Raw genomic sequence first — 26,756 nt, 5'->3', positions numbered from 1 at the left:
GTGATGAACGATATCGAGAGCCTGACTGAGAAGCATAAAAAAATCCGTAATCCCTGAGAGATTACGGATTTTTGCAGAACTGCCGGATCATTCAACCGATCATTTTTGTCTTAACTGATCGGCATTAGGCGAATACGCCGGCTTTTTTGATCAGAACAGTTCGTGGCTTTGGCCGTTGTCCATGAGTGTGGTGCCCACATCATGCACTGAATACTCCGTTGGCTGAGTGCCATTGATGAAGTACTCCTGACGGGTATTGCCGCCACCGTTGGCCAGCTTGCCCGTACCGCGATCGATCGTCACAGTGACAACGCCATCTGGCGGTGTCAGCGGCTGTACCGGCACGCCATCCAGCGCAGATTTCATGTACTCATCCCAGGCAGGCTGAGCACTCTTCGCGCCGCCTTCATAGCCAGAAATCTGGTCAGGAATCGCGCCTGACATGGTCGAGCGGCCCAGCGCGCGTGAATCATCAAAACCAATCCACACTGAGGTCACGACACCAGGGCCGTAACCCGAGAACCACGCATCCTTTGAACTGTTGGTGGTACCGGTTTTTCCGCCAATATCGTTACGCTTCAGGTCACGACCCGCACGCCAGCCTGTCCCCATCCAGCCTGGCTCACCGAACACGTTGGAGTTCAGTGCGCTTTTGATCAGGAACGACAGCGGTGTATTAATCACATGCGGTGCGTATTGCTGGTCACCTGCGGGTTGCGGCTGAGCAGGCACTTGCTCCAGCTCCGGCTGTGGCACCGCCTGATTCTGCGATTGATCGGAGGTCGCGACGTTTTCCACGCTCTCTTCGCTCAACGCCAGCGATTTTTTGGTATCACCGTAGATCACCGGCAGATTGCACTGTGGGCAGGCAATCTTCGGTTTCTCTTCGAACACTACGCCGCCTTGTTCATTCTCAATTTTGGTAATGAAGTAAGGATCGACAAGGAAGCCGCCGTTAGCCATCACGGCATAACCGCGCACCACCTGCATTGGGGTAAACGAAGCCGCACCCAGTGCCAGCGATTCGGTATGGATGATGTTCTGTGCTGGGAAGCCGAAGCGCTGCAGATACTCTGCGGCGTAATCCACACCCATCGCACGCATCGCACGTACCATCACCACGTTTTTCGACTCACCCAGGCCCTGACGCAAGCGGATAGGCCCCGCATAGGTCGGCGGTGAGTTTTTGGGGCGCCAGTCGGCTCCGGCACCCGCATCCCAACGTGAAATAGGCACATCATTCAGAATGGAAGCCAGCGTCAGTCCACGGTCCATCGCGGCGGTATACAAGAACGGTTTGATGTTTGAACCAACCTGACGCAGTGCCTGTGTCGCACGGTTGAACATACTCTGGTTGAAGTCGAAACCACCGACCAGCGCGCGTACCGCACCGTCTTCTGGATTGAGCGAGACGAGGGCCGAGTTGACCAGCGGCACCTGACCTAACCACCAATCGTTATCGACTTTACGCACCCAAATCTGCTGGCCTGCCTGCAGTACCTGCGTCACGCTGCGGGGCGTCGGGCCTTGTAGCGTGTCGGATTTGTAAGGACGCGCCCAGCGAACGCCCGCCATACTCAGAGAGACGCTGCTGCCGTCTTTCATCATCGCGGTGGCTTCATCGGCCGTGGCAGTGGTCACCACGGCGGCATTCAGTGGACCGTAGGTCGGCAGATCTTTCAGCGCGTTTTGAATGCGGCTCTTATCCCAGCTTGCTTCGCCCACTTTCCACAGCACGTTGGTCGGGCCGCGATAACCATGACGCATGTCATACGCCATCACGTTATTGCGAACAGCTTGTTGTGCGGCCTCCTGCAGATGACGCGTGACGGTGGTATACACTTTGTAGCCATCATCGTAAGCGGCATCACCATAGCGTTTCACCATCTCCTGACGCACCATTTCGCTCAGATAAGGTGCGGAGAAGGCAATTTCGGGACCATGATAGGTTGCGACCAGCGGCGTGTTGCGCGCGGCATCATATTGCTGCTGCGTGATGTAATTCTGGTCAAGCATACGCGCCAGTACCACATTACGACGCGCCAGCGCGCGCGCATGAGAGTAAAGCGGGTTAAAGGTTGACGGTGCTTTCGGCAGACCGGCAATCATCGCCATCTCACTCAACGAAAGCTGATCAACCGGCTTACCGAAATAGACCTGTGCAGCCGCTCCGACACCATAGGCGCGGTAACCCAGATAAATTTTGTTGAGGTAGAGCTCGAGGATTTCATCCTTGCTCAGCAGTTGTTCAATGCGAATCGCCAGGAACGCTTCCTTGATCTTACGCATCAGCGTGCGTTCAGGGCTAAGGAAGAAGTTACGCGCCAGCTGTTGCGTAATGGTACTGGCACCCTGCGAAGCATGGCCGGACACCAGCGCGACGCTGGCAGCACGGAAAATGCCCACCGGGTCGACACCATGGTGCTCATAGAAACGGCTGTCTTCGGTTGCAATGAACGCTTTGATCAGCTCAGGCGGCATCTGTTGCAAGGTGAGCGGCACGCGGCGCTTCTCACCGTACTGGGCGATAAGTTCGCCATCCGCGCTGTAAACCTGCATTGGGGTTTGCAAACGCACGTCTTTCAGCGTGTTCACATCAGGCAGCTGCGGCTCTATGTATTTGTACAAACCATAAACCGTGCCTGCTCCCAGCAGAATGCAACACACTGTAAGAATCAATAAATACTTTACGAACTTCACCTGAGAATTCCCATCTGTTGTCGTTTGGGCAGTTTATAAACAATCGCGCGGTAGTATAAAGGCAAGCCTGACGCTTTGATATACCCGTCATACTTCGAGCGGCAGCTACGTCGGCTGCGCGAGCTCACCTTAGACGCTGACTTCGGTAAGCGCCTGAGTAATAGTTCGTTTTCCGCCTTGCCGCCACTCGAAAGATTGAGGGTCTCTCTTTTTTTACCTTAAAAGATAAGGAGATCGCGCATATGGCTTTTCAGCGCTGGCAAATTGGATTGGACATCCAAAACGGGCAACTTTGCGCCCTGGGCATTGAACGCCGACGTCATGGCTGGCAGTTACGCCATTGGTGGCAGCAACCGCTGCCGCACGATACGTTACGCAACGGCGTGTTGCAAACTACCCCACTGTTACAGGAGATGTTGACGCGCTGGCAGCGCCATCTGCCGAAACGCTATTCACTGCGAGTTGGCTTGCCCCCGCAACTGGTGTTGCAGCGAACATTGCCGCTGCCAGAAACCTCGCTCAGTGAGCCAGCAATGAGCCGTTATGTGGCATCCTCGGCGCCACGCTTGTTTCCGGTTGAACCCGCCACGCTGTCGATTGACTACCGCTCGGCACGCAATGCAACGCAACTGTGCATTACGGCGGCTCGGCGTGAAGTGATTGCGCAGTGGCTGGCGCCGTTAAAGGAGGCTGGCCTGCGACCCGATGTCTTTGAACTGAGCAGCCTGGCGTTGACCCAAATCGCCATGCGCATGCCGCTGCATCGTGACCAACTTTTAATCCATCCGCTTAGCGATCACTGGCTATGGACGTTAGCCGGTGAGCCGGGCACATCAGGCGCGGCCACAGAGCCTCTAACGCTGGCGAAACTGCGTGATACCTTCCCTCAGGCATCCTCCATCTTTTGCACCTCGACCTACAGCCTGGCTGAACCCAGCGTGGCGCACTGTCAACCGCTTTCATTACTGCATTACCGGCAGCCGCCATTGCCCGCGCACGAAGGGGAATTTGCCATTGCGCTGGGTCTGGCGCTGCGCCCGGAGGATGCATGATGCTGGCCGTCAATTTATTACCCTGGCGCGTCCGGTTGCAGCAGCGCCGCCGCCAGCAAAGTTTTTCCCTGCTGGGATGCGTCCTGCTGGCGACTGTAATGATGGTGCTGTCGTTATGGTGGCGCGGAAGCCAGACACAGGGCCAGATGCACAGGACGTTGGCGGATATCAGCCAACAGCATGAAGCGTTGCAACGCCAGTTGACGCGACAGCAACTGCTGCTGCAGCAACGCGATGAGCTATTAGAGACGCAGCGGATACGGCATCGTAAAAAGGATGAGCATCAGCGCTGGCAACAGTTCTGGCTGCGCTTGCCAATGTTGATGCAGGACACGCTTTGGCTCAAACGGGTGGAGCGGCGCCAGGGCGTCTTGCTGTTCGAGGGGCAGGCGCAGAGCATGATGGCGATCCAGGATTTTCGTCATCAATTGATGCGGCAGCCGCTGTTTGCCACGGTTAAACCGGCCAGCGTGCAGCGCCAAACCGCTGGGCACTATCGATTTGTCTTGCGCGCGCGGATGCAGGAGAACATCGGTGAATGATGCATTACAGCGCTGGCTCGCTTTAGCCCTGATGTGGCGGATTGCCTGCCTGTTAGGCATGTCTCTGCTGCTGATGCTTATGGCGTGGTGGATTTTGCTTCGCCCGCAGCAACAGGTCCATGCTGCCCAATTACGCCAGCAGGCGGTGATGTCACAACAGATGATGCAGCGTCAGCAGCTATTGGCTGCACGACCTGCCATCAACGTGCTGGAACAGGAAATCGCACGGTTACAGCAACCCATGAGTGGCGTCACTGAGCAAGCTACGCTTGAAGCTTTGATCACCGCGCGCGGCGATCAACTGGAAAGCTGGCTACCGGATAATCAGCCGCAGCAGTTACAGCTGCGGCTCGGCTGGACGCAATTTGTTCCGCTGTTTTCTGAGCTGTCATTGACTCGCCTGCCTGTACCGCAGCGCTTTGAACTCAAAGAAGAGCAGGGAGCGCTGAACACACAGCTGTGGCTGGAGGATGGAGATGCGCCATAGTGCATGGCTGTTAGTGCTGTGGAGCGGCTTTACGCTGGCACGCGATCCCTTTCAGCCGCTGCCCGAGGTGCAATGTCGGATGCAGGTAGCTGAACCTGATGGCTGGCGGTTGCAGGGCATTATCGGTACTCCCACGCGCTATGTTGCCTGGCTACGCTCACCAGAAGGAAAAAATCATCGGCTTGGCCCTTCGGCTCGGTTACCGCGCTCAAGCTGGCAGGTGGCAGCATTAACCGCGAATAGCATGACCTTGCATGTCGCGCAAAGCTGCCCGCCGCAGCAAATCATCTGGTCTATAAAAGGAGGATATTATGAAATGGATGACACTACTGCTGTGCCTGAGTTTGAGCCTGCCCCTGCAGGCAAATGAAGAACGCTTGAGCCTGGTGTTTGATGATGCCCCCGTTGAACGTATTTTGCAGGCGCTGGCAGATTATCAACAAACCAACCTGCTGATTGCACCTGGCGTTGAAGGGCGCTTATCACTGCGCCTGGAAAATGTAGGATGGGAACGCGCACTGGCGCTGGTGACCCGGCTGGCAAAACTCACCGTAGTGCAGGAAGAGGGCGTGCTGCTGGTTTATCCCGAAAGCTGGCAACAGATGCAGACACAACAGGCGAAAACAGAACATGAGGAGCGGCAACAGCAACTTCCTCTCGAACAGCAGTCCGTCACGCTGCATTACGCCAATGCCAGCGATGTCTATCGTAGTCTGCAAGCGGAGCGTTCACTCCTCACTTCACGCGGCAGTGTCACGGTCGATAGCCGCACCAACAGCTTGTTATTGCGTGACACCGCCGCCGCGTTGCGTGACGCCTCGCGCTGGTTGCGCGCGCTGGATATGCCACTCGAACAGGTCGAGTTGTCTGCCCACATCATCACCATCAATGAAGAGCATCTGCGTGAGTTGGGAGTGAACTGGCACACCGCACCTGCCCAAAGTGTGACGGCAGCCTTGCATCATCCACAGCTGGAGATCCCATTGGCGGTAAATAATCCTGCTTTGCGCGCGGGCGTTACGCTGGGTCAGGTCAGTGGCGGATTGCTAAATCTGGAACTCAGCGCGCTTGAGCAGGAGAACCAAATTGAAATCATCGCCAGTCCACGGCTTTTTACCTCTCATCAGCAAACCGCTTCCATTAAACAGGGAACCGAAATTCCTTACGAGGTGAAGTCGGGCAGCAGTGGTGCAACGGCGATTGAATTTAAAGAGGCAGTGTTAGGGATGGAAGTGACGCCCATGGTGCTGGGGAATGGACGGATTCAGTTAAAACTGCGCTTAAGCCAGAACATGCCGGGGCGCAGCCTGAACGTGGGTGAAAGCAGCGTGCTGAGTATTGATAAGCAGGAAATTGAAACCCAGGTGACGCTGCGTGATGGCGAAACGTTGGCGCTGGGCGGGATTTTTCAACAACAGCGCATGCAGACCGAGCAGCGGGTACCTTGGTTGGGTGAACTGCCCCTATTGGGAACGCTGTTCCGTCAGCAAACCAAAGAACATAAAAAGAAGGAGTTGGTGATCTTCATTACCCCCAGACTGGTCAGGGAAGCAGCGCTTACAGCCGGATAAAGCGGAAAATTCACTCTGATTTGCCATCTGCGTTGACGCAGGGCAGGAATTAGCTTACAAGGTTTAGCGATTTTTAAAACGGTGTAGCGGAACGCGGCAGGATAACCTTCCGATGGGCGTCAGTCACAAGCGATACTGGCGTCAGAATATATTTTCCTTAAATAAATTGAGTTAAAGCGCGGTGGTGAAAGCGTTCATTTCTAAGCTTATTTCTGTAAGTTTCAGGGATGAAAAGACACAGCCAACGCGCATGCTGCTTGAAGTGTGAAGGAAACAGGAGGGGCGTTACCGTCTCGCGAACCACAGACCGGTCCTGTTACAAGGTCGCCGGGGGCAATTTATTCGGTTGCCAAACGGCCATGAGTGTTGAGATAATTTTCCGTCTGACTCTTGTTAATGCTCATGAGGTCTCAGTTCCTGTCCCGCCAGCACTATGCTGAACGCGGGGTATCATCAACGAATTCTTAGTAATACCGATAAAATGGCAGAGAAACGCAATATCTTTCTGGTTGGGCCGATGGGTGCCGGCAAAAGCACTATTGGTCGTCAGTTAGCTCAGCAACTCAATATGGAATTTTTCGATTCCGATCAGGAAATTGAGCGACGTACCGGAGCGGATGTAGGCTGGGTATTTGATGTGGAAGGCGAAGACGGTTTCCGCGATCGCGAAGAGAAGATCATTAATGAACTCACCGAGAAACAAGGCATTGTCCTGGCGACCGGTGGTGGTTCTGTCAAATCCCGTGAAACCCGCAATCGTCTCTCCGCCCGCGGCGTGGTCGTTTATCTTGAAACGACTATCGAGAAGCAACTTGCTCGTACACAGCGTGATAAAAAACGTCCGTTGTTACAGGTTGAAGAGCCACCGCGCGAAGTACTGGAAGCTTTAGCTGGCGAACGTAATCCACTTTATGAAGAGATCGCTGACGTCACTATTCGCACTGACGATCAAAGTGCAAAAGTTGTCGCCAATCAGATCATCAACATGCTGGAAAAAAATTAATCCAGCGCCCTGACGGCTCAGCAATAGGTATCGGTCATCATGGAGAAGATCACTGTCTCACTCGGGGATCGTAGTTACCCCATCACCATCGCTGCCGGACTGTTTAACGATCCGGCTTCTTTTTGGCCGCTAAAAGCAGGCGATAACGCCATGCTGGTGACCAATGAGACGCTTGCCCCGATCTACCTCGACAAGCTGTCAGCACTGCTTTCGCAGGCGGGCGTGAAGGCGGATCAGGTGATTTTACCTGATGGTGAAAAGTACAAGACGCTCGCTGTGATGGACGATGTCTTCACCGCGCTGCTGCAGAAACCGCATGGACGTGATACCACGTTAATTGCGCTCGGCGGCGGTGTGATTGGTGATCTCACGGGGTTTGCTGCTGCGAGCTATCAACGCGGTGTGCGCTTTATCCAGGTACCGACAACGCTGCTGTCTCAGGTCGACTCTTCGGTCGGCGGTAAAACAGCCGTCAACCATCCGCTGGGCAAAAACATGATTGGTGCCTTCTACCAGCCAGCCTCAGTGGTGGTCGATACCGATTGCCTGGCTACGCTGCCGGCGCGCGAATTAGCGTCTGGTCTGGCGGAAGTGATCAAATACGGCATTATCCTCGATGGCGAGTTCTTCCAGTGGCTGGAGCAGCATCTTGATGCTCTGCTGGCACTGGATCAGCAAGCCCTGGCCTACTGCATCCGTCGCTGCTGTGAACTCAAAGCTGAAGTGGTCGCCGCCGATGAACGTGAAAACGGTCAACGCGCGCTGCTCAATCTGGGCCATACTTTTGGTCATGCGATTGAAGCACACATGGGCTATGGCAACTGGTTGCATGGCGAAGCGATTGCGGCAGGCATGGTGATGGCTGCGCGTACCGCTGAACGTCTGGGACAGTTCTCTGCAGCGGATACCGATCGCATTATCGCGCTATTTCTGCGTGCCGGTTTACCGGTGCACGGCCCGGAAAGCATGCAAGCAGAAGCGTATCTTCCGCACATGATGCGCGATAAGAAAGTGCTGGCGGGTGAAATGCGTTTGGTGCTGCCTCTCGCAATTGGCCGCTCTGAAGTGCGCGCAGGTGTGGCACATGATATGGTGCTGGCTGCGATTAACGATTGTATAAAATACTGAAGATATCCGGAATAAGTTGAGCTGCAGCAAGGTGAGCATTGCATGCATTCCAGGCGCTGATGTGAGTGAGCGTCTGGATAATAAAGTGCAACCAACGCCGTTTCAGCTTGAGTATGACGGGTAGAGTGGTGATGCGGTGCGTGGGAAGCGTGCCGTTTTACGGAGGAGGCTAGATGGATGAGTTCAAACCGGAAGACGAGTTAAAACCTGATGCCAGTGACCGCCGTCCTACGCGGCCACGCAAAACGTCTTCTGCGCCGAAAGTGAAGGTACCTGTTTCTCGTCAGCATATGATGATGGGGATCGGCATCCTGGTTCTGCTGTTGGTAGTACTGGGCATCGGTTCGGCATTGACCGGTCCAGATGAAAAGAAACCAGCGACCACTGCTAATAATGGCAATGCGGCGCCGACGGCAACCGGTGGTGAAAAGAACATCGACCTTTCCGGCTCGACGTCCATGAGCGGCCAGCAAAACGCCACGCCTTCAGCGGAAGGAAACGCACCACAGACGTCAGCTGCATCATCCTCGCCAGCAAGCAGCGATTCCAACTCGATTTCTATGCCAGCGGTGTCTTCAACACCGACACAGGCTGCGCCTGTCGATACGCCAGCCAATCAGCAACGTGTGACGCTGCCGGGCGATCTCAACAGTGCGTTGAGCAACCAGCAAGGTCAGGTTGATAACGCCGCACAGGGTGCGCAAGGCAACAGTTCACTGCCCACTGCGCCTGCTACGGTGAGCGGTAACGGTAAAGCGATAACGCCTCCGGCGATGCGCTCTGAAATACCTGCGCGTGCTAATAGCAACGGTTCACGTGAAACGCACAGCAACACCGCGCATAAAGCGCCGGCCACGTCGAAACCAGTCGCCGGAGCAAAAGAGAATAAAACACATACCACCGCCGCACACAATGCACCTGTGAGTGCCAGCAGCGGTGCCAGTAAGTCACTGCCAACCGGTGGCAGCTACACGCTGCAGTTGAGCGGTGCGTCGAAAGAAGAGAGCCTGAATGCCTGGGCGAAGAAACAAAATCTGAGCGGTTATCATGTGTATAAAACCACGCGTAACGGTCAGCCCTGGTATGTGTTGGTCAGCGGTGCTTACGCTACGCCAGCCGATGCCAAGCGCGCAGTGGCATCACTGCCTGCTGAAGTTCGTGCGGCAAATCCGTGGGTAAAACCGTTGAGTCAGGTGAAGAAAGAAAGTCAGTAATTGATGTGGGGCTGCGATCATGCGGCCCCGTTTAAAGCGCAAAGCTGCTGTCGGTTCCACCACAGCCCATAATTAAGATGTAATAACCACGACAGCATGAAGAAAAATCGCGCTTTCCTTAAATGGGCCGGAGGGAAATACCCGCTGCTTGACGATATCCGTCGTCATTTGCCACAAGGTGACTGTTTAGTCGAACCTTTTGTGGGTGCCGGTTCCGTGTTCCTCAACACCGATTATGATCGCTATCACCTGGCGGACATCAACGGTGACCTGATCAATCTCTATAACATCGTTAAAAACCGCACGGTTGAGTTTATTGAAGACGCGCGGCAGCTGTTCACGCCTGAAGGTAATATCGCAGAGACCTATTACGCGCAACGTCTGGCCTTTAACGCCAGCAAAGATGAATATCAGCGTGCATTACTGTTTCTCTATCTCAATCGGCATGGCTATAACGGTTTGTGCCGTTACAATCTGCGCGGTGAGTTCAATGTGCCTTTTGGTCGTTATCGCAAACCTTACTTCCCGGAAGCGGAGCTGTTGTGGTTTGCCGAACGGGCGCAAAAAGCGACCTTTGTCTGTGAATCGTACGATGTTACTCTGAACAACGCCCCTGCTGGCTCAGTGGTTTATTGCGATCCGCCGTATGCGCCCTTGTCGGCGACGGCGAACTTTACCGCGTACCACACCAATAGCTTTAGCCTGCGCGAGCAGCAGCATCTGGCCGAGCTGGCAAATAAGCTGGCACATGAAAACAGCATACCGGTGCTGATTTCCAACCACGACACGCTGCTCACGCGTGAGTGGTATCAGAATGCGGTTTTACACGTAGTCAAAGCCCGGCGTTCCATCAGCCGAAGCATAAGTGGTCGCACTCAGGTTGACGAACTGCTGGCGCTTTTCCGCTAGCCTGTTTCGTCCGCGACCAACGCATTACGCCAGCTCTGGCTGGCGCACAAAATTGGGAGAATCGGATGAAACAATTTTTGCTGGCCCCTTCAATTCTTGCTGCTGACTTTGCTCGCCTGGGCGAAGATACCGCCAAAGCGCTGGCAGCAGGCGGGGATGTGGTGCATTTCGACGTGATGGATAACCACTATGTGCCTAATCTGACCATGGGGCCAATGGTGCTGAAAGCGCTGCGCGACTATGGCATTACGGCACCGATTGATGTGCATCTGATGGTGAAGCCGGTGGATGCACTGATTCCAGAGTTCGCTAAAGCGGGCGCGACTTACATTACCTTCCATCCTGAAGCCAGTGAGCACGTTGACCGCACACTGCAACTGATCAAAGAGCACGGCTGTAAAGCGGGTCTGGTGTTCAATCCGGCGACGCCGCTCGATTACCTCGACTACGTGATGGATAAACTCGACATCATTCTGCTGATGTCAGTGAACCCTGGCTTCGGCGGTCAATCCTTCATTCCCGGCACGCTGGACAAATTGCGTCAGGCGCGTCGTCTTATTGATCAAAGCGGTTACGATATCCGTCTGGAAGTGGACGGTGGTGTGAAGATCGATAACATCGGTCAGATCGCGGCGGCAGGTGCGGATATGTTTGTGGCCGGTTCAGCCATCTTTGGTCACCCCGATTACAAAAAAGTGATCGACGAAATGCGCGGCGAACTGGAGAAAGTTAATGGCTCATTTCACTGATATCCGCGCGCTGGCGTTTGATCTCGATGGCACGCTGGTCGATAGCGCACCGGGTCTGTCACAGGCCATTGATCATGCTTTAGGTGATTTGCAGTTACCGCCTCCTGGCCTGGCGCTGGCTTCCACCTGGATTGGCAATGGCGCAGATGTGATGATGACACGCGCGCTGACCTGGGCACTAGGCCGTGAACCGCACGCCGAAGAGCAGCGTGACGCACGCACGCTGTTTGACAAGTATTACGCCGAAACGGTGGAAGCGGGCAGCACGCTGTTCCCGCAGGTGAAAGAGACGCTGGCTGCTTTGCATGCCAAAGGCTTGCCGATGGCCATCGTCACCAACAAGCCAACGCCGTTTGTCGCGCCTTTGCTGCAATCGCTGGGCATTGCCGATTTCTTCACGCTGATTATTGGCGGTGATGATGTGGTGGTGAAAAAACCCCATCCGGCAGCGATCTTCCTTGTTTTGGGTCACTTTGGCGTACTGCAAAAAGAATTACTATTTGTTGGTGATTCTCGTAATGATATTCACGCAGCTCAGGCTGCGGGTGTACCTAATGTCGGTATGACATTTGGCTACAACTATGGCGAGCCGATTGCCGCCAGCCAACCCGATCTCACTCTCGATACTTTTAGCGAACTTTTGCCCGCTCTCGGGCTGTAATTATCAGGATATAACATGAGCAAACCCATCGTTTTCAGCGGCGCCCAGCCTTCCGGTGAACTGACCATTGGCAACTATATGGGTGCGCTGCGTCAGTGGGTGCAGATGCAGGATGATTTCCACTGCATTTACTGCATCGTCGATCTGCACGCCATCACCGTTCGTCAGGACCCCGCAGCGCTGCGCAAAGCCACGCTGGATACCCTGGCGCTGTACCTTGCCTGCGGTATTGATCCAGCAAAAAGCACCATTTTTGTACAGTCGCATGTGCCTGAGCACGCGCAGCTGAGCTGGGTACTGAACTGCTATGCCTACTTTGGCGAGCTGAGCCGTATGACGCAGTTTAAGGATAAGTCCGCGCGTTATTCTGAAAACATCACTGCAGGTTTGTTCGATTACCCGGTGCTGATGGCGGCCGATATTCTGCTGTATCAGACCAACCAGGTACCGGTGGGCGAAGATCAGAAGCAGCACCTCGAACTGAGCCGCGATATCGCCGGCCGTTTCAACGCGCTGTATGGCGATGTGTTCAAAATTCCTGAGCCGTTTATTCCGAAATCAGGCGCACGCGTGATGTCGCTGCTGGAACCGACCAAGAAGATGTCGAAGTCGGATGACAACCGTAACAACGTGATTGGCCTGCTGGAAGACACCAAAGCGGTAGTGAAAAAGATCAAGCGCGCGGTCACCGATTCCGCCGAGCCGCCAGTGGTGCGTTACGACGTGAAAGAAAAAGCCGGTGTCTCTAACCTGCTGGATATTCTTTCTGGTGTCACCGGTAAGTCGATTCCGCAGCTGGAGCAGGAATTCGAAGGCAAGATGTATGGCCACCTGAAAGGCGAAGTGGCGGAAGCGGTTTCCGGCATGCTGACTGAGCTGCAGGAGCGCTATCATCGTTTCCGTAACGACGAAGCTTTCCTGAATCAGGTGATGCGTGATGGCGCAACCAAGGCCCGTGCGCAGGCGCAGGAAACGCTGAAGAAAGTTTATGAAGCGGTGGGTTTTGTGGCTCAGCCTTAATCAGCTAGCTGCCTGACCTATGAACGGCGAGTTGTGATGACTCGCCGTTTTTTTATGTTTAAAACCAGCGTAACTGGTGGCGCAGGCTGACCACGCGCCCGACGATAATCAGCGCCGGGCTGGCAAACTGCTGCGCCAGCGTGCTGAGTTCGGCTAACGTCGCGGTTTCCACCTGTTGTTCTGGCGTGGTGCCGTTTTGCACGATGGCGACCGGCATCGCCGCATCCATGCCATGCTGCAACAGCTGGCGCTGGATCTCGGGTGCCTGATTCAGCCCCATATAGAACACCAGCGTTTGCTGCTCTGCCGCCAGCTTACTCCACTCAATTTCGCCCTGTTGTTGCAGATGACCGGTGACAAAGCGCACGCTCTGCGCATGGTCGCGATGCGTCAGCGGAATGCCGCTGTAGGCGGCACAACCGGAGGCGGCGGTAATACCTGGCACCACGCTGAACGGAATGTTGTGCTGTGCCAGTACCTCTAGTTCCTCACCACCGCGACCGAAAATAAAGGGATCGCCGCCTTTCAGCCGTACCACGCGCTTGCCGCTCTGAGCCTGCTCTAACAGTAACTGGTTGATTTGCGACTGCGGCACGCAGTGATGTCCGGCCTGTTTACCGACGAAGATGCGTTCAGCATCGCGGCGCACCAGGTTGAGAATGGGTTCGGACACCAGACGGTCATACACCACCACATCGGCCTGCTGGATACACTGCAAACCTTTCAGCGTTAATAATCCGGCATCGCCTGGACCCGCGCCCACCAGCACCACTTCACCCTGTTGGGAGAGCGGCGCATCGAACAGCGTATCAACGATATGATCGGCGCGTGGCTTGTCACCATTCGCCAGCGTTTGCGCCAGACGATCGCTGGCAAAGAAGCGCTCCCAAAATGCCCGGCGCTGTCCCATGCTGGCGAAGGTTTTCTTCACCCGGCTGCGCAGTGTGCCAGCGAGTGAAGCCAGTTGGCCCAGATGCTGCGGCAGCATCGCTTCCAGCTTCTCACGCATCAGGCGCGCCAGCACCGGAGCGCGGCCACCGGAGGACACCGCAATCATCAGCGGGGAGCGATCGACAATCGACGGCATGATAGCGCTGGCTTCCTGCGGCGCATCCACCAGATTGCAGAAGATGCGGCGTGCTTCGGTGGCATCGCCCACTTGCTGATTCACAGCGTCATCGTCGGTGGCGGCAATGACCAGCCAGCAGCCCTCCAGCCACTGCTCTTCAAATGTGCCGGGCAATAGGTGCAACTTTCCCTGTTCAGCCCACTGCTGAAACGCAGGAGAGAATTGCACTGCGCCAACGTGCAGATCGGCACCGGCATCCAGCAGCAGGCGCGCTTTGCGCTCGGCTACATCGCCGCCGCCGACCAATAAACAACGCTTGCCTCGCAGACGGCAAAACAGCGGAAAATAGTCCATCGCTCATCCTCAAAAAAGCCCGCAATGTGCGGGCTTAAAAACGTTAAACCGATTTGAGCGCAGTGGCTTGTGGCGCCACTTGCGGCCGCTGAGCCTGTGGCGTGGCGTACCAGTATCCAAGGCCCATCAATACCATGCCAGAGAACATGTTACCCAGCGTCACCCACAGCAGGTTATGACCGATGCCGCTCAAGGTCAGGTCGGCATTATGCTGACCAAACCACGACAGTGCAAAGACCGTCATATTCGCGACAGAGTGTTCATAGCCGGAGGCGATAAAGGCCAGCAGGCACCACCAGATGGCAATGAATTTTGCCGTGCCTTCGGTGCGCACTGCCATCCAGATCGCCAGACACACCAGCCAGTTACACAGCGCACCCTTGAAGAACAGCGCCATGGCGGGCTGCGTGGTTTTCGCCAGCGCGGCACTGTGAATCAGTGCGCCTGCATTGGGTAGCATCGCACCGGCTGCGTAGTAGTAGAGCAGGGCGACAAACACCGAGCCAATCAGATTACCCAGCCAGGTTTGCGGCAGTACGCACCACATCTGGCCCTGGCTGATGGTTCCGGCTTTGACGCCCACGGTGAGGAACATCGTATGGCCGGTAAACAGCTCCGACCCGGCAATGATCACCAGCGTCAGAGCGATACCAAAGGTGGCGCCCATGATCAGCGGCCGCCACGCAGGATCGGCCAGGTTGCCGAGTGTGAAAATCAGGATGATAGCGAGGCCGACGTAAGCGCCTGCCATCGCCGAGCTGATCCAGAAGGCCAGCGGGCTGTGCTGCGCCGTACGCACAATGCGCGCCGCGTTGGCGGCGCAGGTATTCAGGGTGTCAGTAAACATAGTGACGTCTCATAAAGTAAAAGAATTCTGTCAGGCGCACACTTCGACCTGGCCCGCAGTAACGCGCACCGGATAGCTCGCCACGGAACGGGCGGCATCTTCCAGGCAGACGCCGTCGCTTAAGCGGAAGCGCTGTTTTTTCAGTGGGCTGGCGACCCACAGCGTGTGCTGATGTTCGGCAATCAGGCCGCGTGACAGCACGCTGGCTGCGGAGAAAGGATCGATGTTACTCAGCGCATAGAGTTGCTCATCATCATGCGGACGGAAGATGGCAATCTGCTGGCCTTTTACCAACGCGCAGACGCCGGTGGCAGGCAGGATTTGTTCGAGTTCACACACGGAATGCCACTGGCTCATGCGTCTATCTCCTCAATCTGGGTGATGGCAATACGCTCGGCAGGGCTTGCCGGACGGTGCTGATCGCGCTGAGCGACGTGCTGCACCAGCGGATCGCGCTGATCGCTGTTGATGAAGGTGCTGAAGTGGATATGCTGCCGGGGATCGTTCACCGTCGCAGCCCATTCACACTCGACTTCAGCCCGCAGTCGCGCCAGTTCAGCTTCCAGTTGCGTATTCAGGCTGAGTTTGTCATCGATAATCACGCTGCGCAGATAGTCGATACCGCCTTCCATGCTTTCCAGCCACAGCGAGGTACGTTGCAGGCGGTCACCGGTGCGAATATAGAACATCATAAAGCGGTCGAGATAAGTCAGCAGGGTATCGCGATCCAGGTCCGCGGCCAGCAGATCGGCGTGGCGTGGCTTCATGCCACCGTTGCCGCACACATACAGATTCCAGCCTTTTTCCGTGGCGATGATGCCGACATCTTTGCCCTGCGCCTCCGCACATTCGCGCGTGCAGCCCGAGACGCCAAACTTCATTTTGTGCGGTGTACGAATGCCTTTGTAGCGGTTCTCCAGTTCGATGCCGAAACCGAGGCTATCGCCAACGCCATAGCGACACCAGGTGCTGCCCACGCAGGTTTTTGCCATGCGCAACGCTTTGGCATACGCCTGGCCGGTTTCAAATCCGGCATCAATCAGCTGCGACCAGATGGCAGGCAGGTCATCACGCTGGGCACCAAACAGGCCAATACGCTGTGAGCCGGTGATTTTGGTGTAAAGGTTGTACTGGCGCGCCACCGCTCCAATCGTCATCAACCCTTCTGGCGTGATTTCGCCCCCGGGTGAGCGCGGGATCACCGAGTAGGTGCCATCTTTCTGGATATTGCCAAGGAACAGATCGTTACTGTCCTGAAGTGGCGCGAGTTGTGGCTTGAGCACATAGTCGTTCCAGCAGGATGCCAGCAGCGAACCCACGGTGGGTTTACACACTTCACAGCCATAACCCTGACCGTATTTCGCCAGTAAGGCATCGAAGGAAGTGATCTCTTCGACACGAATCAGGTGATACAACTCCTGGCGTGAATAGGGGAAGTGCTCGCACAGGTGGTTGTTGACTTCGATGCCCTGACGGCTCAGTTCCGCGTTGAGCACCTGAGTGAGCAGCGGAATGCAGCCGCCGCAGCCGGTGCCGGCACGGGTTTCGCTTTTCAGCATCGCCACGGTGTGGCAACCGGCTTGCACCGCTTTGACGATATCGCCTTTGCTGACATCAAAGCAGGAGCAGATTTGCGCGCTATCCGGCAGGGAATCGACTCCCAATACCGGTTTCTCGCCGCTGCCTGCGGGCAGAATCAAACCTTCGGGATTGTCGGGCAGTGCGATGTTGTTGAGTGCCAGCTGCAGCAGATTGCCGTAATCACTGGTGTCACCCACCAATACTGCGCCGAGCAGCGTGCGGTTGTCTTCGCTGACAATCAGGCGTTTGTAGATGTGTTTCTGTTCGTCGAGCCACATATAGCTGCGCGCGCCCGGCGTGCGGCCATGCGCATCGCCGATACCACCGACATCCACGCCCAGCAACTTAAGTTTGGCGCTCATATCGGCACCGGAAAAGGCACTGTCGCGTCCCAGCAACGCATCGCTGGCGACCTGTGCCATTTTGTAGCCCGGCGCGACTAAGCCGAACAGCCGGTTTTGCCAGGCTGCGCATTCGCCGACGGCATAAATTGCCGGATCGCGCGTCTGGCAGCGGTCGTTGATGGCGATGCCGCCACGCTGGCCGATTTCCAGCCCACACTGTTTTGCCAGCTTGTCTTGCGGACGAATGCCAGTGGAGAACACGATGAAATCGACATCCAACGCGCTGCCATCGGCGAATTCCAGCGTCTTACCGCCTTTAGCGTGGTGCACAATTTGCTGGGTATTTTTGCCGGTGTGCACGCGCACACCCATTTGTTCGATCTTACGACGCAGTTGCTCGCCACCTTGCGCATCCAGCTGTTCCGCCATTAATCCGGGCGCGAACTCAATGACATGGGTTTCGATGCCGAGGTTTTTCAGTGCGCCTGCCGCTTCGAGACCTAGCAGACCGCCGCCAATCACGGCACCGCGTTGGCTGCGGCGCGCACAGGCTTCAATGGCGTTAAGATCTTCGATGGTGCGATAGACAAAGCAGTCACTGCCTTCGGCGCCTTTGATTGGCGGTATCCATGGATAAGAGCCGGTGGCAAAAATCAGCGTGTCGTAATGCACCGCGCGACCGGTATTGGAGTGAATCAGTTTTTCGTCGCGGTTGATGGTAATTGCCCGCTCACCGATCAGCAGGTTGACCTGATGTTTTTCGTAATAGCCGGGGCGAACCAGTGACAGCTCTTCAGCGGTGTGATGGGAGAAGTAGGCGGAAAGGTGGACGCGGTCATAGGCGACGCGCGGTTCTTCACAAAAGACGGTAATGGCAAATTGGCCGGGTTCGGCTTTGTCGATCAGTTCTTCTATAAAGCGGTGGCCGACCATGCCGTTGCCAATAATCACGACACTGTGCTTGCTCATGCTTGCCTCAAAAATTGCGGTATCTGCGCTTACGATAGCGCGCAATATCAGGCGCTTATTGATGCACATCAAGCGCACGGCCATATACCTATTTAGAGGTATGTAATTGATTTTGAACGAAAATGATAAGTGGCTTATTTGATTGGATATTGTGCAGCATCGGTTGCCATCAGTGTCGCTGCTACAAACTGAGCTGAGGGCTTTTTTGCATGGTCATTTTGGCAGACTAAAAACCTATGGCACAGACGGAAAGATTTTCATGCTAGCTTAACCTGTGGCTTAAAACGGGAGGAAGGCATGGCGAATCGCACACTAAAGTGGATCAACAACCTGCGTCTGGCCGGCCAGCAGGGTCTGTGGCAGATGGAAATCAACGGCGGCAAAATAACGGCATTACGCCCCCAGCCACCGCAAATCACGCAGCAGGATGATGCGCTGGATGCCGAAGGAGGGCTGGCAAGTGCCCCCTTTATCGAACCGCATATCCATCTCGACACCACGCAAACCGCCGGGCAGCCTGCCTGGAATCAGTCCGGCACCCTGTTTGAAGGCATTGAACGCTGGGCGGAGCGCAAGGCGCTGCTCAGCCATGACGATGTCAAACAGCGCGCACAGCAGACGCTGAAGTGGCAAATTGCCAACGGTATTCAGCATGTGCGTACCCATGTTGATGTTTCCGATCCCACTCTCACCGCGCTGAAAGCGATGCTGGAAGTAAAGGCGGAAATGGCGCCATGGATCGATATTCAAATCGTGGCGTTTCCGCAGGAGGGGATTCTCTCCTATCCAAATGGTGAAGCGCTGCTGGAAGAGGCATTGCGTCTCGGTGCCGATGTGGTGGGCGCCATCCCGCACTTCGAGTTCACACGCGAGTATGGCGTGGAATCACTGCATAAAACCTTCGCGCTCGCTAACCGTTATGACCGCATGGTGGATGTGCACTGTGATGAGATTGATGATGAGCAGTCGCGCTTTGTCGAAACCGTGGCGGCACTGGCCCATCGTGATGGCAATGGCGAACGTGTCACCGCCAGCCACACCACGGCGATGCACTCCTACAACAACGCCTACACCTCGCGCTTATTCCGCTTGCTGAAGCTTTCAAAGATTAATTTTGTCGCTAACCCACTGGTGAACATTCACCTGCAGGGCCGTTTTGACAGCTATCCCAAACGCCGTGGCATCACGCGGGTGAAGGAGTTGCTGGAAGCCGATATTAACGTCTGCTTTGGCCATGATGATGTGTTTGATCCCTGGTATCCGCTCGGCACCGCCAGCATGCTGCAGGTGCTGCATATGGGATTACATGTCTGTCAGTTGATGGGCTACGAGCAGATCGACAATGGCCTGAGCCTGATCACCACTAACAGCGCGAAGACGATGCAATTGAAGGATTACGGTCTGGCGGTAGGTGACCATGCCAGTCTGATTATTCTGCCGGCTCAAAGTGGCTTTGATGCGGTGCGCAGACAAGTGCCTGTGCGCTATTCGATACGGCAGGGAAGCGTGGTGGCGGCAACGCAGCCCGCGAGCAGTGAAATCTATTTGGGTGAGGCGGAAGCGGTGACATTCCGACGATAGTCGCTGAATAAAAAAAGAGTGCGCATCACTGCGCACTCTCTTGCTACTGAGCCAGGCAACAGAGGTGAACGTTCACCCCTGCACGTCACCGATTAGTGCGTAATATGGCCGTGCTGGCGATGTTTGGTCACAAAGCCCAGCAGCACGCACATCACAAACACCACGGCATACAGGCCATTGGCGGTAGAGAGCGCTGCATGTGCGCCGCCTTTCGCCACAATCGGGCCGGTGACCACGAAGGTCAGCATGGTGCCGACGGTGCCGCAGGTGAGGATAAAGTTCACCAGCTTCGGCGAAGAGACTTTGGTTTGCAGCGAGCCCAGCGTAATGATGGTGGTGTAGATAGCGCTGGAGCTGAAGCCGAGAATCATAATGATCCAGTGCAGCATGCTGGCGTCACTGGTGGTGACAAACCAGTACATTAAACCGGTTGCCAGGGCCGCCAATACCATCAGGATGCGCTGCAGATCGAAGAAGCGCAGCAGGAAGCTGAACACCCACATGCCGACCATGTACGCGGTCCAGAAGTTACCGACGAGCTGACCAGCCGCCGCAATATCCATGCCCATCGATTTGGTGGCGTACTCTGGCACCCAGGAGATAAAGCCCAGCTGACCGAGGATATAGCACAGCGCCGCGATAGACAGGAACAGCACGCCGATGCCCCATTTCTCTTTCTCGCCGCCTTGTACGGCGGCTTCGCTTTTCAACTCCGGGAATTCCACCATCAGCGTCAGGACAAAGATCGCGATGTAAATCACCCCGATGCAGGCGTATACCCAGTACCACGGCAGCATGCGCGCCAGCAGTACGCCAGCGATGATCGGGAAAATGGTACCGGCCATGCTGAAGAAGGAGTCGGTGAACAGCAGGCGCGAGCCACGCTGGCGACCATCGTACAGATGGGTAATCAGGAAGGTACCGATCGACATGGTGATACCGCTGACCACACCGAGCACAAACATGCACAGCGAGAAGACGGTCAGGTTATGGCTGGTCATCAGGCCTGCCACCGCGAGGATCATCAGCACAAAGCCAAAAATCAGCTGGCGTTTCAACGGCACAATCACCATCAGCCAGGCGTTAAGGAATACCGCGACCAGGATACCGGCATTCAGGAAGGTGAAAGTGTTGCTCATTTCTGAGATGGGCAACTGGAAGTATTGGGCAATATTATCCAGTACCATACCGGTAACGATCACCAGCGCGCCGGTGAGCGCGTAGGAGAAAAAGCTGATCCAGGTAAGGCCAATGCGATTACGGTTTGTCATTTTCTGAACCTGTGATGCGCCGGGATTGGCAAAAAGTGTCATGAATTGTAAATGCAACTGTGATCTTAATAAACAACGAGTGTAACGAGCGCGAAATATTTCATTAATAGTGTGATTTTCGTCACGCAAATGATTGCGCACCTCAAAAAGTATGACAATCGCAACATCAGCGTAAATATCGGTAAAACGCTGGCTCTTGTATAACTTGCTCTTTACAATCGATCTCGTTTTTGAGCTTGCACTCCATGGTAAGGAATCTTTCATGTTTAAACGTACTTTGACAGCGGCAGTCGCCCTGTTAGCGCTCTCTTCTGTATCCGCTACCGCTCTGGCAGCCAAAGGGGATACCCATGTGCTGCTCACCACCTCTGCGGGCAATATCGAACTCGAACTGAACAACCAGAAAGCCCCGGTTTCGGTGAAAAACTTTGTCGACTACGTCAACAACGGTTTCTACAACAACACTATCTTCCACCGTGTGATCCCGGGTTTTATGATCCAGGGCGGCGGTTTCACCACGGATATGCAGCAGAAGCAGACCGTGGCACCAATCAAGAACGAAGCCGACAACGGTTTGCGTAACCTGCGTGGCACCATCTCTATGGCGCGTACTGCAGATAAAGACAGTGCGACCAGCCAGTTCTTCCTCAACGTCGCGGATAACGCCTTCCTCGATCACGGTCAACGTGACTTCGGTTATGCGGTATTTGGTAAAGTTGTGAAAGGCCAGGATGTGATCGATAAGATTGCTCAGGTGCCAACCAAAGATGTCGGCCCGTACCAAAATGTGCCGTCAAAACCGATTGTTATCCTGTCTGCGAAAGTCCTGCCTTAATGAATTAACGCGCCGGCACTCGTCGGCGCGTTCTGCTGCTCTCCGGCAAAGCTAAAATTAGCTCTTATACTTAGGGCAAATTGCTTGTCGGAGGCGCAATGACCAGCCAACTCACCGAAAAACAGAAAGCCACCCTTTGGCAACAGCGCCGCATGGCCAGTTATCAGGCCAGTTGCCGTCTTGCCGGCTACGTACTCAGCGATATCAGCGCTGAGCAGTATGAAGAGCGACTTGAGTCACTAAGGAGGCAATATGGCGGATAACAGTCTGGCCGTGCGCGACCCTTATGTCTGGCACAACGACACGGTGTTGAAAAATCGTCTCGATATTCATGATGAAGCGCAGTTGCGTAAAGCGGAGCTGGCGTTTAGCGCTGCACGCCTGGCGACACTGGAACTCGGCCCGCGCAGCACCGGTATGCCCTGGTTATGCCATATTCATCGCACGCTGTTTCAGGATCTCTACAGTTGGGCAGGGGAGTTACGCAGCATCGATATCTGGCGTGATGAGACACCCTATTGCCATTGCGAATACATCGAGAAAGAGGGCAATGCGCTGATGAGCGCGCTGGAAGATGAACAACAACTGACAAACCTGACGCAGGATGAGTTTGTCGCGCGGCTGGCGCATTATTATTGTGAAATCTTCGTATTACACCCGTTCCGCGCGGGTAATGGCCGCACGCAGCGCATTTTCTTTGAACAGCTGGCGCTGCACGCCGGTTACCTGTTGACGTGGGATAAGCTGGAACGAGAAACGTGGCGTACCGCGCTGTTTGCTGGTGTGTCGGGCGATCTGGCACCGCTGACGACACAGTTTGCGAAAGTGGTGAGTCCCGCACGGTAAAATGCGTAGAATAGCGGCGGTTTGACTGGCCTGAGGGCACTATGCTGCTGTTAATTGATAACTACGACTCCTTCACCTGGAATCTTTACCAGTACTTCTGTGAGCTGCGCGCAGAAGTGCGCGTGGTGCGTAACGATGCCATCACGCTGGCGGAGATGGATGCGTTGCCGCTGACGCATCTGGTGATTTCACCTGGTCCCTGTACGCCGGATCAGTCCGGTGTGTCTCTGGATGCCATCCGCCATTTTGCCGGTCGCTTACCGATTCTCGGTGTTTGCCTCGGGCATCAGGCAATTGCGCAAGCCTATGGCGCGCAGGTGGTGCGGGCTCGTCAGGTGATGCACGGCAAAACCTCTGTTATCCAGCACACCCATCAAGGCGTATTTCGCAACCTTAATAATCCGCTCACCGTCACGCGCTATCATTCACTGATTGTGGCGCGCGATACGCTGCCCGCAGAATTCGAAGTCACGGCCTGGAGCCTGCGTGATGGCGAGCCCGATGAGATCATGGGCTTCCGCCACCGTACGCTGCCCTTAGAAGGGGTGCAGTTCCATCCTGAGAGCATCCTCAGCGAGCAGGGCCATCAGCTATTGGCTAATTTCCTCAACGCGTAACTTATGTTTGCCTTCGTATGATTTTTTATGCATATTTTGTGATTATAATTTCACTTCAGCTCAATAGATAACCCAATGAGGTCGGCAATGGCAGCGGAAAAACTAGCGGTAACCCGGGAAACGTTCGATAACGTGATTTTGCCTGTTTATGCACCAGCGCAGTTCGTGCCGGTAAAGGGCAAGGGCAGCCGAGTCTGGGATCAGCAGGGCAAAGAGTATATCGACTTCTCCGGCGGTATCGCGGTGACTGCTTTAGGCCATTGCCACCCGGCGCTGGTGGAAACGCTGAAAACGCAGGGCGAAACCCTGTGGCACACCAGCAACGTGTTCACCAACGAACCGGCGCTGCGTCTGGCGAGCAAACTGATTGCAGCGACCTTTGCCGATCGCGTTTTCTTTGGCAACTCCGGCGCGGAAGCTAACGAAGCGGCCTTCAAGCTGGCGCGTTATTACGCCTGCAAAAAACACAGCCCGTTCAAAAGCAAAATCATCGCCTTCCACAACGCGTTCCACGGTCGTACCTTGTTTACCGTTTCCGTTGGCGGGCAGCCTAAATACTCCGACGGCTTTGGTCCAAAACCAGCGGATATCGTGCATGTACCGTTCAACGATCTGGATGCGGTGAAAGCGGTGATGGATGACCACACCTGCGCGATTGTCGTTGAACCGATTCAGGGCGAAGGCGGCGTGGTGGCGGCAACTCAAGAGTTCATGCAGGGCCTGCGTGCACTGTGCGATGAGCATAAAGCGCTGCTGGTGCTGGATGAAGTGCAGAGCGGCATGGGTCGTAGCGGTAAGCTGTTCAGCTACGAACATTACGGCATCAAGCCAGACATCATCACCACCGCCAAAGCGCTGGGCGGCGGATTCCCGGTGAGTGCGATGCTGACCACCAATGAAATCGCCTCAGTGATGGCGCCCGGCGTGCACGGCACCACTTACGGCGGCAACCCGCTGGCCTGTGCGATTGCTGAAACGGCTCTGGACATCATCAACACCCCTGAAGTGCTGGGTGGCGTTGAAGCCCGTCGTCAGCAGTTCGTTGAGGCACTGCAGGCGATTGACAGCAAATATAATCTTTTCAGTGAGATTCGCGGCAAAGGTTTGCTGATTGGCGCAGCGCTGAAGCCACAGCACGCCAGTAAAGCGCGCGATATCCTCAATGCCTCGGCAGCAGAAGGGTTGATGGTTCTGACCGCAGGCACTGATGTGATTCGTTTTGTGCCGTCACTGGTGATCGAGCCGACTGACATCGAAGAAGGCATGGCGCGTTTCGCCAAAGCGATTGAGAAAGTGCTGGCGGCGTAATCATCCTTTCGGACGTAAAACTTTCAGCCAGCGGCCGTGATGCGGTCGCTGGCTCCAGGCCAGTGAAGAGATGGTGTGCATCACATTCAGGTGTTGCAGGATGCGCTTCACATGCTGCTCGACAATCGTTACCGGCCCTTCATTCATATTCTCCGGCGCTTCCAGAATATTGCTGTCACTGCCTGGCCCGTCATACGCCAGTCGCTGCTGACAGCGCTGCAGCGCAATTTCACAGGATTGCAGATAGCGTTCCGCCAGCTTCGGCGTCAGCATGGTGTGCTCACGCGCCAGGATCGTCATCGCGTTAATATGCTCCACAATGAACTGGCTGTGGGTGACCCACATGCGCATATCTTTCAGGTACTGCGCGTTGAAGCCCGGTTCGCTCGATGCCTGATTCAGTGAGTTGAACAGTGCATTGTGCGCCTGATTGACCTTCATGCGCTGGTAAGCCAGCTTTTCAGGAGATTGCTCCGGCCCCAGCAACATCCGCAAGGCTTCCTGATAAGCCTCCAGCGCATCATGCGCGTTGCTGCGCAGTAATCCGCTCTGCCACTGTGGCCACAGCCAGATCATACCGGCAAAGGCGATCAGGCAGCCCATCAGGGTATCCATCATGCGCGGCAGCAGGAACTGCGCCCCGTTCAGCGACAACAGCTGGAGCGAATACACCGCCGTCACGGTGAAGCCAATCATCGACCAGCCGTAATACTTGCGCGTGACCAGATAGCTGGCGAGGGTGATGGCCAGCATAAACAGCAGGGTGATCGATTCGGGCACTTCGAGCCGTAGCGATCCTGCGGCGATCAGCAATCCGGCAAAGGTGCCCAGCGCACGGTGCTGAATGCGTACCCGTGTGGCGCTGTAGCCATTCTGGCTGACAAACATGATGGTCATCAGAATCCAATAAGGCTTGGGAATATTAAAGAACAGCGCCAGCGCACTGCCGAACATCAGCATCACCGAAATACGAGCCGCGGTGCGCAATGCAGCGGACTTGAGCGACAGATAGCTGCGCAGCGCCGGGAACAACGGCAAACGGCGCTGGCGATCGGCCATCAGGTCACGGGTGTATAACGGTTTCTGGGTGCGCAGCACGCGGGCGATGCGGCTGAAATGGTAATAGCAGAAGTTGCCCACCGGATTGTCGGGATGCTGGCGCGCAATTTTTTCCAGCGCGCCGAGCTGCTTTTCCATGTGGAAGCGATCGGGCAATTGATGATAGAGAATGGCATCGGCCAACAGGCGCAGACGCGCAGAGATGGTTTTGGCATTCCAGCGGATCACCGCTTCGGCGTGACTCTGCTCGACCAGCTTTTGCACTTCTTCCGGCTGGTGCAGGCTCACCGAGATGTGCTCCTGCAAATCAAGCGCCACCTGGAAAGCCCGCGTCAGGCGCTTGTGGCTGTTATCGCGGCTGGCAGAGAGCATGTGCATCTGCTGATAGCAGGTGGTGATCAGGTCAACGGCTTTTTGCTGACGCGCCAGCAGCGGCGGCAGCGCTTTCTCGGGATCGGTAAGCTGCGTCAACAGGGTGTATTTTGCATCGCAATAATCCGCCAGTTCCCGATATAGCAGACTGAGCGTTTCGCGCATCGGCTGCTCTTTCCACAGCCAAAACCAGAACCAGTTAAACAGGCCATACCATAGCGTGCCGCCGATATACAGCAGCGGCGGCACCCACATGGGCATGCGTCCTACCAGGCTGAGGCTAAAGATGGCAGCAATCAGCGTTGCGGGCAACAAGCGGCCGTGCAGCGGGCTGATTTCGCCGGTCACGCCTATCAGCAGCGGCAGCACAAACAGGATCAGCGGTAACGGAATGGCGTCACTGGTGAGAAATTGGATCAGAAAACTGGCGGTGGCAAACAGTGAGCCGCCAACAATCAGGCGTTTAAAGAAGCGCTTATGCGGTGTATCAAGACCCGCCATGTTGCAGCAGGCAGGCACTAAGGAGAACAGCAGGCCTTTTTGCAGATCGCCAAACAGCCAGCCTAGTGCCACAGGCAGGCACAGCACCAGCGTTTGCCGCAGTGCGTAGTTGACCTCAGGATGATAGATGATTCGGCGCCACATCAGCTCATCGCAAACAAAAACG

Annotated in this window: 25 protein-coding genes; 18 read left to right on the top strand and 7 right to left on the bottom strand. The window is 55.5% G+C overall.

Annotation, left to right across the window (positions count from 1 at the left end; translation table 11 throughout):
* Positions 1-150: 150 nt before the first annotated feature.
* A complete protein-coding gene (mrcA, locus tag FD737_RS22510) occupies positions 151-2,700 on the bottom strand; it encodes a peptidoglycan glycosyltransferase/peptidoglycan DD-transpeptidase MrcA (protein ID WP_034819629.1) in 2,550 nt (849 codons plus the stop codon).
* Positions 2,701-2,942: 242 nt separating this feature from the next.
* Between mrcA and pilM the strand changes: the two genes are divergently transcribed.
* The 12 genes from pilM (at position 2,943) to trpS (ending at position 13,036) form a co-directional block, all read left to right on the top strand.
* On the top strand, positions 2,943-3,752 hold the full coding sequence (gene pilM / locus FD737_RS22505) for a pilus assembly protein PilM (RefSeq protein ID WP_097119711.1): 810 nt from the start codon (positions 2,943-2,945) through the stop codon (positions 3,750-3,752).
* Positions 3,749-4,294 carry a PilN domain-containing protein gene (locus FD737_RS22500; protein WP_237448854.1) on the top strand — a complete coding sequence of 182 codons (546 nt, stop codon included), beginning with the start codon at positions 3,749-3,751 and terminating at the stop codon, positions 4,292-4,294. The genes pilM and FD737_RS22500 overlap by 4 nt, the downstream gene beginning before the upstream one ends.
* Positions 4,287-4,781, top strand: a complete 495-nt coding sequence (locus FD737_RS22495; RefSeq protein ID WP_097119710.1) for a hypothetical protein — start codon at positions 4,287-4,289, stop codon at positions 4,779-4,781. Before FD737_RS22500 ends, FD737_RS22495 begins: the two co-directional genes overlap by 8 nt.
* Positions 4,771-5,151, top strand: a complete 381-nt coding sequence (locus tag FD737_RS22490) for a HofP DNA utilization family protein (protein WP_097119709.1) — start codon at positions 4,771-4,773, stop codon at positions 5,149-5,151. The genes FD737_RS22495 and FD737_RS22490 overlap by 11 nt, the downstream gene beginning before the upstream one ends.
* Positions 5,093-6,352: a DNA uptake porin HofQ gene (gene hofQ / locus FD737_RS22485; protein WP_160834628.1), complete on the top strand. Its 1,260-nt coding sequence runs from the start codon at positions 5,093-5,095 to the stop codon at positions 6,350-6,352. Before FD737_RS22490 ends, hofQ begins: the two co-directional genes overlap by 59 nt.
* A 481-nt stretch (positions 6,353-6,833) precedes the next feature.
* Positions 6,834-7,355, top strand: a complete 522-nt coding sequence (gene aroK, locus FD737_RS22480) for a shikimate kinase AroK (RefSeq protein WP_034820046.1) — start codon at positions 6,834-6,836, stop codon at positions 7,353-7,355.
* A 39-nt stretch (positions 7,356-7,394) separates the two neighbouring features.
* Entirely contained in the window at positions 7,395-8,483 is a 1,089-nt protein-coding gene (gene aroB / locus FD737_RS22475; protein WP_160834627.1) for a 3-dehydroquinate synthase, read from the top strand.
* 173 nt (positions 8,484-8,656) lie between these two features.
* A complete protein-coding gene (locus tag FD737_RS22470) occupies positions 8,657-9,697 on the top strand; it encodes an SPOR domain-containing protein (RefSeq protein WP_097119707.1) in 1,041 nt (346 codons plus the stop codon).
* 96 nt (positions 9,698-9,793) lie between these two features.
* Entirely contained in the window at positions 9,794-10,606 is an 813-nt protein-coding gene (gene dam / locus FD737_RS22465; RefSeq protein ID WP_034819614.1) for an adenine-specific DNA-methyltransferase, read from the top strand.
* Positions 10,607-10,671: 65 nt separating this feature from the next.
* Positions 10,672-11,355 carry a ribulose-phosphate 3-epimerase gene (rpe, locus tag FD737_RS22460; RefSeq protein ID WP_034819612.1) on the top strand — a complete coding sequence of 228 codons (684 nt, stop codon included), beginning with the start codon at positions 10,672-10,674 and terminating at the stop codon, positions 11,353-11,355.
* A complete protein-coding gene (locus tag FD737_RS22455; RefSeq protein ID WP_160834626.1) occupies positions 11,339-12,016 on the top strand; it encodes a phosphoglycolate phosphatase in 678 nt (225 codons plus the stop codon). The genes rpe and FD737_RS22455 overlap by 17 nt, the downstream gene beginning before the upstream one ends.
* Before the next feature lie 15 nt (positions 12,017-12,031).
* Positions 12,032-13,036 carry a tryptophan--tRNA ligase gene (trpS, locus tag FD737_RS22450; RefSeq protein ID WP_034819607.1) on the top strand — a complete coding sequence of 335 codons (1,005 nt, stop codon included), beginning with the start codon at positions 12,032-12,034 and terminating at the stop codon, positions 13,034-13,036.
* A 58-nt stretch (positions 13,037-13,094) separates the two neighbouring features.
* On the opposite strand, the gene cysG is transcribed toward trpS, so the two are convergent.
* From cysG to nirB, 4 genes are read right to left on the bottom strand one after another with little or no spacing between them, the layout of a single operon-like run.
* Positions 13,095-14,459, bottom strand: a complete 1,365-nt coding sequence (cysG, locus tag FD737_RS22445; protein WP_160834625.1) for a siroheme synthase CysG — start codon at positions 14,457-14,459, stop codon at positions 13,095-13,097.
* Positions 14,460-14,502: 43 nt separating this feature from the next.
* Positions 14,503-15,306: a nitrite transporter NirC gene (gene nirC / locus FD737_RS22440; protein WP_034819600.1), complete on the bottom strand. Its 804-nt coding sequence runs from the start codon at positions 15,304-15,306 to the stop codon at positions 14,503-14,505.
* A 30-nt stretch (positions 15,307-15,336) separates the two neighbouring features.
* Positions 15,337-15,663 carry a nitrite reductase small subunit NirD gene (gene nirD, locus FD737_RS22435; RefSeq protein WP_038644290.1) on the bottom strand — a complete coding sequence of 109 codons (327 nt, stop codon included), beginning with the start codon at positions 15,661-15,663 and terminating at the stop codon, positions 15,337-15,339.
* Positions 15,660-18,200: a nitrite reductase large subunit NirB gene (nirB, locus tag FD737_RS22430; RefSeq protein ID WP_160834624.1), complete on the bottom strand. Its 2,541-nt coding sequence runs from the start codon at positions 18,198-18,200 to the stop codon at positions 15,660-15,662. Before nirB ends, nirD begins: the two co-directional genes overlap by 4 nt.
* Before the next feature lie 297 nt (positions 18,201-18,497).
* On the opposite strand from nirB, the gene FD737_RS22425 reads away from it, so the two are divergent.
* Positions 18,498-19,781 carry a cytosine deaminase gene (locus FD737_RS22425; RefSeq protein WP_160834623.1) on the top strand — a complete coding sequence of 428 codons (1,284 nt, stop codon included), beginning with the start codon at positions 18,498-18,500 and terminating at the stop codon, positions 19,779-19,781.
* A 92-nt stretch (positions 19,782-19,873) separates the two neighbouring features.
* Here FD737_RS22425 and tsgA read toward each other — a convergent pair whose 3' ends face one another.
* Complete coding sequence (tsgA, locus tag FD737_RS22420; protein ID WP_097119703.1) at positions 19,874-21,052, bottom strand: MFS transporter TsgA; 1,179 nt, start codon at positions 21,050-21,052, stop codon at positions 19,874-19,876.
* A 262-nt stretch (positions 21,053-21,314) separates the two neighbouring features.
* Between tsgA and ppiA the strand changes: the two genes are divergently transcribed.
* The 5 genes from ppiA to FD737_RS22395 all read left to right on the top strand — a co-directional run bounded on the left by ppiA (position 21,315) and on the right by FD737_RS22395 (position 24,658).
* The gene (ppiA, locus tag FD737_RS22415; protein ID WP_034819591.1) at positions 21,315-21,887 is read left to right on the top strand and encodes a peptidylprolyl isomerase A; all 573 of its coding nucleotides are present in this window, start codon (positions 21,315-21,317) and stop codon (positions 21,885-21,887) included.
* A 98-nt stretch (positions 21,888-21,985) separates the two neighbouring features.
* Positions 21,986-22,150, top strand: a complete 165-nt coding sequence (locus tag FD737_RS22410) for a YhfG family protein (protein ID WP_097119702.1) — start codon at positions 21,986-21,988, stop codon at positions 22,148-22,150.
* Positions 22,140-22,733, top strand: coding sequence for a putative adenosine monophosphate-protein transferase Fic (locus FD737_RS22405; RefSeq protein WP_058960598.1), 594 nt, complete (start codon positions 22,140-22,142; stop codon positions 22,731-22,733). Before FD737_RS22410 ends, FD737_RS22405 begins: the two co-directional genes overlap by 11 nt.
* Before the next feature lie 41 nt (positions 22,734-22,774).
* Positions 22,775-23,350: an aminodeoxychorismate synthase component II gene (locus FD737_RS22400; RefSeq protein ID WP_160834622.1), complete on the top strand. Its 576-nt coding sequence runs from the start codon at positions 22,775-22,777 to the stop codon at positions 23,348-23,350.
* Between the two features lie 87 nt (positions 23,351-23,437).
* Positions 23,438-24,658 (top strand): aspartate aminotransferase family protein, encoded by a 1,221-nt coding sequence (locus FD737_RS22395; protein ID WP_160834621.1) that lies wholly within the window; start codon positions 23,438-23,440, stop codon positions 24,656-24,658.
* Here FD737_RS22395 and FD737_RS22390 read toward each other — a convergent pair whose 3' ends face one another.
* Complete coding sequence (locus tag FD737_RS22390) at positions 24,659-26,734, bottom strand: YccS/YhfK family putative transporter (RefSeq protein ID WP_097119699.1); 2,076 nt, start codon at positions 26,732-26,734, stop codon at positions 24,659-24,661.
* Positions 26,735-26,756 lie beyond the last annotated feature (22 nt).

Origin of the sequence: Pantoea sp. Seng (assembly GCF_009829935.1) — a bacterium.
Lineage (GTDB): Bacteria > Pseudomonadota > Gammaproteobacteria > Enterobacterales > Enterobacteriaceae > Pantoea > Pantoea communis.
The sequence above is the reverse complement of the archived record's forward strand: the minus strand, read 5'-3'. Positions and strand labels throughout refer to the sequence as shown.

What these genes read in the sequence shown, in the direction of transcription:
- aroB (WP_160834627.1), top strand. Translation starts at nt 7,395, where the DNA reads ATGGAGAAGATCACTGTCTCACTCGGGGATCGTAGTTACCCCATCACC.
- nirC (WP_034819600.1), bottom strand. Translation starts at nt 15,306, where the DNA reads ATGTTTACTGACACCCTGAATACCTGCGCCGCCAACGCGGCGCGCATT.
- cysG (WP_160834625.1), bottom strand. Translation starts at nt 14,459, where the DNA reads ATGGACTATTTTCCGCTGTTTTGCCGTCTGCGAGGCAAGCGTTGTTTA.
- FD737_RS22395 (WP_160834621.1), top strand. Translation starts at nt 23,438, where the DNA reads ATGGCAGCGGAAAAACTAGCGGTAACCCGGGAAACGTTCGATAACGTG.
- FD737_RS22410 (WP_097119702.1), top strand. Translation starts at nt 21,986, where the DNA reads ATGACCAGCCAACTCACCGAAAAACAGAAAGCCACCCTTTGGCAACAG.
- FD737_RS22390 (WP_097119699.1), bottom strand. Translation starts at nt 26,734, where the DNA reads ATGTGGCGCCGAATCATCTATCATCCTGAGGTCAACTACGCACTGCGG.
- pilM (WP_097119711.1), top strand. Translation starts at nt 2,943, where the DNA reads ATGGCTTTTCAGCGCTGGCAAATTGGATTGGACATCCAAAACGGGCAA.
- FD737_RS22470 (WP_097119707.1), top strand. Translation starts at nt 8,657, where the DNA reads ATGGATGAGTTCAAACCGGAAGACGAGTTAAAACCTGATGCCAGTGAC.
- trpS (WP_034819607.1), top strand. Translation starts at nt 12,032, where the DNA reads ATGAGCAAACCCATCGTTTTCAGCGGCGCCCAGCCTTCCGGTGAACTG.
- aroK (WP_034820046.1), top strand. Translation starts at nt 6,834, where the DNA reads ATGGCAGAGAAACGCAATATCTTTCTGGTTGGGCCGATGGGTGCCGGC.
- FD737_RS22490 (WP_097119709.1), top strand. Translation starts at nt 4,771, where the DNA reads ATGCGCCATAGTGCATGGCTGTTAGTGCTGTGGAGCGGCTTTACGCTG.
- FD737_RS22455 (WP_160834626.1), top strand. Translation starts at nt 11,339, where the DNA reads ATGGCTCATTTCACTGATATCCGCGCGCTGGCGTTTGATCTCGATGGC.
- FD737_RS22405 (WP_058960598.1), top strand. Translation starts at nt 22,140, where the DNA reads ATGGCGGATAACAGTCTGGCCGTGCGCGACCCTTATGTCTGGCACAAC.
- dam (WP_034819614.1), top strand. Translation starts at nt 9,794, where the DNA reads ATGAAGAAAAATCGCGCTTTCCTTAAATGGGCCGGAGGGAAATACCCG.
- hofQ (WP_160834628.1), top strand. Translation starts at nt 5,093, where the DNA reads ATGAAATGGATGACACTACTGCTGTGCCTGAGTTTGAGCCTGCCCCTG.
- FD737_RS22400 (WP_160834622.1), top strand. Translation starts at nt 22,775, where the DNA reads ATGCTGCTGTTAATTGATAACTACGACTCCTTCACCTGGAATCTTTAC.
- FD737_RS22500 (WP_237448854.1), top strand. Translation starts at nt 3,749, where the DNA reads ATGATGCTGGCCGTCAATTTATTACCCTGGCGCGTCCGGTTGCAGCAG.
- nirD (WP_038644290.1), bottom strand. Translation starts at nt 15,663, where the DNA reads ATGAGCCAGTGGCATTCCGTGTGTGAACTCGAACAAATCCTGCCTGCC.
- nirB (WP_160834624.1), bottom strand. Translation starts at nt 18,200, where the DNA reads ATGAGCAAGCACAGTGTCGTGATTATTGGCAACGGCATGGTCGGCCAC.
- rpe (WP_034819612.1), top strand. Translation starts at nt 10,672, where the DNA reads ATGAAACAATTTTTGCTGGCCCCTTCAATTCTTGCTGCTGACTTTGCT.
- ppiA (WP_034819591.1), top strand. Translation starts at nt 21,315, where the DNA reads ATGTTTAAACGTACTTTGACAGCGGCAGTCGCCCTGTTAGCGCTCTCT.
- tsgA (WP_097119703.1), bottom strand. Translation starts at nt 21,052, where the DNA reads ATGACAAACCGTAATCGCATTGGCCTTACCTGGATCAGCTTTTTCTCC.
- FD737_RS22425 (WP_160834623.1), top strand. Translation starts at nt 18,498, where the DNA reads ATGGCGAATCGCACACTAAAGTGGATCAACAACCTGCGTCTGGCCGGC.